The following is a 9,299-nucleotide window of genomic DNA, read 5'->3' on the forward strand; positions in this document are numbered from 1 at the left end:
CGGGCGAACGCTGACGGCCGCGCATTACATAAGAGGGGTCAAAATTGGACGCCGATCCGGGGTCAGTTTTGGAAGCCGGTTGACACTCCGGGACCGCGGACCTCGTCAGCTTCTCGTAAGTATGCCCGAGTAGGTTGCTCAGCTGATCTGTGGACGTGAGGCTAACGTGAACCGGCACAAATTTGACCTATCCAATGTAACAGGTTGGCGGCAGGTGCAGCCCCCGGCATCTCAAGAGCAAGCGGCACAGGCCGGGCAAGAGGGCTTTGAGCAGCGCTCGGGCGAGGCGCGCCAAGCCGCTGCCCAAATTCCCGCCCCCGGCGTTCCGGCTCTGCCAGACCCGTTCCATCCTCATCCGTCTCACGGAGACCTGAGCCTCATCGAAGGCGCGGCCCCATGGGAAGCGCAGCCCATGATGCAAGGGAGCGGACAAGAACACGCCGCGGCGCCGTACGCCGGAGGCAGTGGGTCGATGCTAGGTGCCTCGGTGCTGCAGCCGGGTCACTCAACGGCGCGCCATCATCATGCGCCGGATTCGTCAGTGGGTGATCTGAATCCTTCCGCACCGTTCGAGTTGCGTGACCATGCTCGTTCCCCCGTGCCGGCGGCGGTGCAGCCAGATCCTCCAGTAGTGGTCTCCGACGGTCGCGGCTGCAAGCGTCCTCTTTATTCCAACGATGCGACCGTTGTCGAAGGGCTGAGGTCACTCTACGCGGGTAAGGCCAAGGAGGAAACGGTCAAGCGCCATGTAAATTCTCTTTACGGCTTTGGTCGTTGGCTCTTTAAAAATAACAAGCCGGGATTTGCTGCTCGGCTTCACGAGGAGTCGCTGGATGAAGATCTCAAGGAGTACGAGAGCAGTGGTGGCTCCTCGACTGTGGCTGTGGCACTGCGTCGTCTCAGAGAGTCGGCGGGCGGAGTGCCAATGGTGGGCCGCGCTGTCCTGAATCCCGACCCTGCCGACGCCGTGCTCATCAAAGAGTACAAAGCGGCTCTCATCAAAGAGTACAAGGGAGCGCCTGCGACCGGGCCGAATCGCCAAACCATTCACGACTATGGAGCTACTCTTAGACGTTTCAGTGAATACCTGGTTGAAAACAACAAGCCGGGGATTGCGGCTCGGCTTCACGAGGAGTCGCTGGATGAAGATGCCAAGCGCTATAAGGCCTCCAGTGGTGACCGGAGGATCATTGCACTAGCTCAACTCCGGAAGTTCCTGCCGTCCGCCGCACTCGGGCGCGAAATTGCCCTTGCTGCTCGTCCGGAAGACGCACTCGGCATGGAGGCTCGTGCCATTGGGGACGCCGCTGCGCAGCACAGCGGGCCGCAGAAGGCATTGGGTCGGCCAGAGAAGCTCCCTGGGGAAGCTAATGAAGACGCCGCTGTTCTGCCATCGTCTTTCGTACCAACTGGGCACCATCACCAAGCCTCGGATCCCGCAGAGTCCTTTCGTCCCCTGATCTGGCGCGACGGCGACCAGCGCGCGCCGGACGAGCGGATCGCTGCACAGGACAGGAGCAACCTGCTACCAAGCGAGGAGGTGCCACTGAGGCCACCGGAATTCGCTCCTCCCAGCTTGCGGGCGGGGAATTCCGCCTCGCCAGAGCTCTTTCCTGAGGGGATGTCCCCCGCGGTCGAAGGGTTTTTTGGTGTTTTCGGCGACCCCAGCGGGCGGGTGCTCGGCGCATTGCAATTGCTAGGCGACGAACATATCCACAGGGATTACCAGCTCCTGGAGCAGGAGTTGCAGGGGAACAATCCAGAACTCGCCGCCCGGACGCGGTTCGTGGATCCCCTCGTAGCCAATTATCATCTGCGCTTGGGCTCCGAGAGCGACAAGCTAAGCGCATTCCAGCGCATCGTCCATAATCAGAACGGTAACGACACAGCCGACTTCCTGTTCGTGCCAGTGAGCGATGGCGGTAAGACTCTTGCGGAGCGCGGCAAACATTGGTCGCTGCTGTTCGTTGATCGCAGCGACCGGGAACGGCCGGTTGCCTATCATTATGACTCCGTCAGCGGATGGCATGACAAGCTTGCAAAACACCTCGCAGAAAGGCTGGGCGCCAGCCTGGAGACCCGCGTGGACTTACCCCGCATCGCCCAGCAGAGCAACGAGTGGGATTGCGGAGTCTACGTGGTGGACGGCACGCGGGCGCTGGTTGGGCGATTGCAAAGATGGCAGCCAGACCTGCCAGACCTGAACCTCAACAACCTCGTCGTCAATCGGCAGGCACTACAAACCCGACTCATGGGTGACGATACATCTGGAACGGCAAATTATCTCACGAACTTTGAACTCATGGACCGACAGGCGCGAGACGCGGTTAAGGAAAGCCCCGTTGGGACGTTTCACCAGCGGATCAAGCGGCTCGGCCAGTCAGCGCGAGCGTTGCACGACAGAGCCCTGGCTCCAGTCGCGCCGGACCAAGGCAACCCAGACTCGGTGTTCGTACGGGACGTTGTTCCCGGGGAAACACGCCATCATCATGCGCCGGATTCGTCAGTGGTTGATCTGAATCCCCCCGCACCGTTCGAGTTGCGTGACCATGCTCGTTCTATGCCGGCGGCGGTGCAGCCAGATCCTCCAGTAGTGGTCTCCGGTCGCGACAAGCGTCCTCTTTATTCCAACGATGCGACCGTTGTCGAAGGGCTGCGGTCAGCACTCTATGCCGGTAAGGTCGGGGAGCGCACGGTCACGGACCATGTAAATTCTCTTCTCGGCTTTGGTCGTTGGCTCTTTGATAATAACAAGCCGGGATTTGCTACTCGGCTTGACGATCCGTTGCTGGATCAGGATCTCAAGGAGTACCAGCGCGAGAGTGGCTCCTCGAACGTGGCTAGAGCACTGGGTCGTCTCAAAGAGTCGGCGGGCGGAGCGCCAATGGTGGGCCGCGCTGCCCTGAATCCCGACCCTGCCGACGCCGTGCTCATCAAAGAGTACAAAGCGGCTCTCATCAAAGAGTACAAGGGAGCGCCTGCGACCGGGCCGAATCCCAAAACCACTCAGGACTATGCGGCTACTCTTAGACGTTTCAGTCAATACCTGCATGAAAACAACAGGCCGGGGATTGCGGCTCGGCTTTACGAGGGGTCGCTGGATGAAGATGCCAGGCGTTATTTGGACTCCAGTGGTAACCGGTGGATCAGTGCACTAGCTCATCTCCGGAAGTTCCCGCCGTACGCCGCACTCGGGCGCGAAATTGCCCTTGCTGCTCGTCCGGAAGACGCAGTCGGCATGGAGGCTCGTGCCATTGGGGACGCCGCTGCGCAGCACAGCGGGCCGCAGAAGGCATTGGGTCGGCCAGAGAAGCCCCCTGGGAAAGCTAAGCAGCTGAGCGAGATCGGCAATTCAGGCGCTCGCGTGCTGATGCAGGCCCCCACCCATCAAGTGGGTGCATTGGCATGGGAGGCGCAGCCCATGATGCTGGGGGACGAGCACCTGGCACCGCATACCGGAGGCAGTGGGTCGATGCTGGGTGCCTCGGTGCTGCAGCCGGGTCACTCAACGGCGCGCGATTCGTCAGTGGTTGATCTGAATCCCCCCGCACCGTTCGAGTTGCGTGACCATGCTCGTTCTGTGCCGGCGGCGCCTGCCGGGCCAGCGTTCGCCAGGGCTGAGGAGACGCCCTCCGCGGTTGGCGAGGCCGCGGAGGCCGCAAGGTGGGCTCGGTTGCAAAAGCAAATGGACGAACCAGTGCATGATCCCGGCCCTCAAGTGGATACATCGCCATGGGAGGCGCAACTCATGGTGCAAGGGAGCGGACAAGAACACGCCGCGGCGCCCTACGCCGGAGGCAGTGGGTCGATGCTGGGGGCCTCGGTGCTGCAGCCGGATCACTCAACGGCGCGCCATCATCATGCGCCGGATTCGTCAGTGGTTGATCTGAATCCCCCCTCACCGTCCGAGTTGCGTGACCCTGCTCGTTCTGTGCCGCCGGCGCCTGCCGGGCCAGCGTTCGCCAGGGCTGAGGAGACGTCCTCCGCGGTTGGCGAGGCCGCGGTGGCCGAAAGGTGGGCTCGGTTGCAAAAGCAGAAGGTCGACGCTGATTTGTCGGGATATTTCGACTCGATTCCGCACGCGGACCTTCTACGATCGCCATGGGAGGCGCAACTCATGACGCAAGGGAGCGGACAAGAACACGCCGCGGCGCCCTACGCCGGAGGCAGTGGATCGATGCTGGGTGCCTCGGTGCTGCAGCCGGGTCACTCAACGGCGCGCGATTCGTCAGTGGTTGATCTGAATCCCCCCGCACCGTTCGAGTTGCGTGACCATGCTCGTTCTGTGCCGGCGGCGCCTGCCGGGCCAGCGTTCGCCAGGGCTGAGGAGACGCCCTCCGCGGTTGGCGAGGCCGCGGTGGCCGAAAGGTGGGCTCGGTTGCAAAAGCAAATGGACGAACCAGTGCATGATCCCGGCCCTCAAGTGGATACATCGCCATGGGAGGCGCAACTCATGGTGCAAGGGAGCGGACAAGAACACGCCGCGGCGCCCTACGCCGGAGACAGTGGGTCGAGGCTAGGTGCCTCGGTGCTGCAGCCGGGTCACTCAACGGCGCGCCATCATGATGCGCCGGATTCGTCAGTGGTTGATCTGAATCCCCCCGCACCGTCCGAGTTGCGTGACCCTGCTCGTTCTGTGCCGCCGGCGGTGCAGCCAGATCCTCCAATAGGGGTCTCCGGTCGCGACAAGGGTCCTCTCTATTCCAACGATGCGACCATTGTCGAAGGGCTGAGGTCAGCATTGGAGAGCACGGTCAAGCGCCATGTAAATTCTCTTCTCGGCTTTGGTCGTTGGCTCTTTGATAATAACAGGCCGGGATTTGCTGCTCGGCTTCACGAGGAGTCGCTGGATCCGGATCTCAAGGAGTACGAGAGCAAGAGTGGCTCCTCGGACGTGGCTAGAGCAGTGGGTCATCTCAAGACGTGGGCGGGCGGAGCGCCAGTGCTGGACCGCGCCGCTGTCCTGAATAATCCCGACCCTGCCGACGCCGCGCTCATCAGAGATTACACAGCGGCTCCCATCAAAGAGTACAAGGCAGCGCCGACCGGGCCGAATCCCGCTACCATTCAGACCTATGGATCTGCTCCTAGACGTTTCAGTGAATACCTGGTTGAAAACAAAAAGCCGGGGATTGCGGCTCGGCTTCACGAGGGGTCGCTGGATGAAGATGCCAAGCGCTATAACAACTCCGGTGGGATCAGTGCACTAGCTCATCTCCGGAAGTCCGAACTCGGGCGCGAGCTCCCTGGGAAAGCTAATGAAGACGACGCTGTTCTGCCATTGCCTTTCGTGCCAACTGGGCCCCATCACCAAGCCTCGGATCCCGCAGGGTCCTTTCGTCCCCTGATCTGGCGCGACGGCGACCAGCGCGCGCCGGACGAGCGGATCGCAGCACAGGACAGGAGCAACCAGCTACCAAGCGAGGAGGTCCTCATCAACCGTGAGCATGATACAGCGGAGTTGAGACCAGCGAAGAGGCAAAGGACCCCGAACAGTCGTCTGCAGGACGTTGCCACTGAGCCGCAGCTGAGCGAGATCGGCAATTCAGGCGCTCGCGTGCTGATGCAGGCCCCCACCCATCAAGTGGGTGCATTGCCATGGGAAGCGCAGCCCATGATGCAAGGGAGCGGACAAGAACACGCCGCGGCGCCGTACGCCGGAGGCAGTGGGTCGATGCTGGGTGCCTCGGTGCTGCAGCCGGGTCACTCAACGGCGCGCCATCATCATGCGCCGGATTCGTCAGTGGTTGATCTGAATCCCCCCGCACCGTCCGAGTTGCGTGACCATGCTCGTTCTGTGCCGGCGGCGGTGCAGCCAGATCCTCCAATAGGGGTCTCCGGTCGCGACAAGGGTCCCCTCTATTCCAACGATGCGACCGTTGTCGAAGGGCTGAGGTCAGCTTACGCGGGTAAGGTCAAGGAGAGCACGGTCAAGCGCCATGTAAATTCTCTTCTCGGCTTTGGTCGTTGGCTCTTTGACAATAACAGGCCGGGATTTGCTGCTCGGCTTGACGAATCGTCGCTGGATCAGGATCGCAAGGAGTACGAGAGCAGGGGTGGCCCCTCGGAGTACGAGAGCAGGGGTGGCCCCTCGATCGTGGCTAGAGCACTGGGTCGTCTCAAGACGTTGGCGGGCGGAGCGCCAGTGGTCGACCGCCCTGTCCGGAATCCCTACCCTGCCGACGCCGCGCTCATCAGAGATTACACAGCGGCTCTCATCAAAGAGTACAAAGAAGCGCCTGCGACCGGGCCGAATCGCGGTACCATTCAGGTCTATGGATCTACTCTTATACGTTTCAGTGAATACCTGCATGAAAACAAAAAGCCGGGGATTGCGGATCGGCTTCACGAGGGGTCGCTGGATGAAGATGCCAAGCGCTATGTGAACTCCGGTGGTAACCGGAGGATCAGTGCACTAGCTCATCTCCGGAAGTTCGCACCCGGGCGCGAAATTGCCCTTGCTGCTCGTCCGGAAGACGCAGTCGGCATGGAGGCTCGTGCCATTGGGGACGCCGCTGCGCAGCGCAGCGGGCCGCAGGAGGCATTGGGTCGGCCAGAGAGGCCCCCTGGGAAAGCTAAAGACGGGCGGGTGCTCGGCGCATTGGAATGGCTAGGCGACGAACATATCCAGAGGGATTACCAACTCCTGGAGCAGGAGTTGCAGGGGAACAATCCAGATCTCGCCGCCCGGACGCGGTTCGTGGATCCCCTCGTAGCCAATTATCATCTGCGCTTGGGCTCCAAGAGCGTCATGCTAAGCGCATTCCAGCGCATCGTCCATAAGAACGGCAACGACACAGCCGACTTCCTGTTCGTGCCAGTGAGCGATGCCGGTACGACTCGTGAGGAGCGCGGCAAACATTGGTCGCTGCTGTTCGTTGATCGCAGCGACCGGGAACGGCCGGTTGCCTATCATTATGACTCCTACAACGGATGGCATGACCCGCTTGCAAAAGAGCTCGCAGAAAATCTGGGCGCCAGCCTGGAGACCCGCGTGGGCGTATCCCGCATCGCCCAGCAGAGCAACGTGGTGGATTGCGGAGTCTACGTGGTGGACGGCACGCGGGCGCTGGTTGGGCGATTGCAATCGCAGCCAGATGACCTGAACCTCAACAACCTCGTCGTCAATCGGCAGGCACTACAAACCCGCCTCAGGGGTGACGATACATTCGGAACGGCAAATAATCTCACGAACTTTGAACTCATGGACCGACAGGCCCGAGACGCGGTTAAGGAAAGCCCCGTTGGGACGTTTCACCAGCAGATCAAGCGGCTCGGCCAGTCAGCGCCAGACGTTGCTCCCGGGGACCCATTTAAATTTCAAAGTCTTGAGAGCAAGGGGGACGCCGCTGCGCAGCACAGCGGGCCGCAGGAGGAATACAGTTGGCCAGAGTATCTCCCCCCTGGGAAAGCTAATGAAGACGACGCTGTACTGGCATCGTCTTTCGTGCCAACTGGGCCCCATCACCAAGCCTCGGATCCCGCAGGGTCCTTTCGTCCCCTGAGCTGGCGCGACGGCGACCAGCGCGCGCCGGACGAGCGGATCGCAGCACAGGACAGGAGCAACCAGCTACCAAGCGAGGAGGTCCTCATCAACCGTGAGCATGATACAGCGGAGTTGAGACCAGCGAAGAGGCAAAGGACCCCGAACAGTCGTCTGCAGGACGTTGCCACTGAGCCGCAGCTGAGCGAGATCGGCAATTCAGGCGCTCGCGTGCTGATGCAGGCCCCCACCCATCAAGTGGGTGCATTGCCATGGGAAGCGCAGCCCATGATGCAAGGGAGCGGACAAGAACACGCCGCGGCGCCGTACGCCGGAGGCAGTGGGTCGATGCTGGGTGCCTCGGTGCTGCAGCCGGGTCACTCAACGGCGCGCCATCATCATGCGCCGGATTCGTCAGTGGTTGATCTGAATCCCCCCGCACCGTCCGAGTTGCGTGACCATGCTCGTTCTGTGCCGGCGGCGGTGCAGCCAGATCGCCCAAAAGTGGTCTCCGGTCCCGACAAGGGTCCTCTTTATTCCAACGATGCGACCCTTGTCGAAGGGCTGAGGTCAGCACTCTATGCCGGTAAGGTCGGGGAGATCACGGTCAAGCGCCATGTAGATATTCTTTTCGGCTTTGGTCATTGGCTCGTTGAAAATAACAAGCCGGGGTTTGCGGATCGGCTTCACGAGGAGTCGCTGGATCGGGATCGCAAGGAGTACGAGATCTGGGGTGGCGGCCCCTCGGCCGTGGCTGGGTCACTGGGTCGTCTCAAGACGTGGGCGGGCGGAGCGCCAGTGGTGGGCCGCCCGGCCCTGAATCCCCACCCTGCCGACGCCGTGCTCATCAGAGAGTACACAGCGGCTCTCATCAAAGCGTACGAGGCAGCGCCGACCGGGCCGAAACCCCGTACCGTTGAGGTCTATGGGTCTGCTCTTAGACGTTTCAGTCAATGCCTGGTTGAAAACAAAAAGCCGGGGATTGCGGATCGGCTTCACGAGCGGTCGCTGGATGAAGATGCCAAGCGCTATATGAAAACCGCTGAAATCAGTGCACTAACTCATGTCCGGAAGTTCGCACTCGGGCGCGAAATTGCCCTTGCTGCTCGTCCGGAAGACGCAGTCGGCATGGAGGCTCGTGCCATTGGGGACGCCGCTGCGCAGACCGCGGCACAAGCTCATGGCCACGCAGGAGAGCAGGGACCCATCTCTCGAGCTCAACAAGTCGCGCCAGCGCCGTTTGAACGGCACTTGGGCAAGAAGCGCGAGGCCCAGGACGGACTGACGAGTACACTTGACAGGAGCAACCTCGTGAACAGCGGGGGCGTCATCATAAACAATGAACATTCCACAGCGCTGTTGAGACCGGCGAAGAGGCAGAGGACTGATAATCCGCAAAGCCGCGCCATGGGGCGGCAACTGAGCGAAGCAACCACGACGTCCATCAGCCAAGCCTCCGATCAAGCCCGAGCGGACCTAGTGGCTTCCTTCAGAAGCAGGGAGCGCTCCGACGCGGGGCGTTGAGCTCCATGGCTGGGGTCAAGCAGAACAGCTCTCTTGACGACAGAGGCGCTGATGCGATCTCCGGACCGGTAGCTCTCGCCGTAATTGATCAGGCTGGTACTGTTGGAAGGCTTGATCAGCCTCGTCACCCCAATCTCCAGCATAGCTCACTGTCACGCGGCCAACGTGCCTCCGTAGCTAACATCTACGTCAGCGTTGAAGAAGTAGCCTGCGCCACGGGATGTTTTGACCAGGCGAGGGTTGGCCGCATCAGCCTCCAGCTTTCGGCGCAAGCGCATGATTAGGACATCGA

General features: G+C 61.3%; 2 protein-coding genes. One reads left to right on the forward strand and one right to left on the reverse strand.

What is annotated here, in order from left to right; genetic code table 11:
* Nucleotides 1-166 precede the first annotated feature (166 nt).
* Complete coding sequence (locus NKH02_RS33410; RefSeq protein ID WP_352884045.1) at nt 167-9,007, forward strand: Ulp1 family isopeptidase; 8,841 nt, start codon at nt 167-169, stop codon at nt 9,005-9,007.
* A 152-nt stretch (nt 9,008-9,159) separates the two neighbouring features.
* Here NKH02_RS33410 and NKH02_RS33415 read toward each other — a convergent pair.
* A partial coding sequence (locus tag NKH02_RS33415) for a winged helix-turn-helix domain-containing protein (protein WP_352546282.1) occupies nt 9,160-9,299 on the reverse strand: 140 nt, incomplete at its 5' end.

Source organism: Mesorhizobium sp. M1396 (assembly GCF_040317725.1).
Taxonomy (GTDB): Bacteria; Pseudomonadota; Alphaproteobacteria; order Rhizobiales; family Rhizobiaceae; genus Mesorhizobium.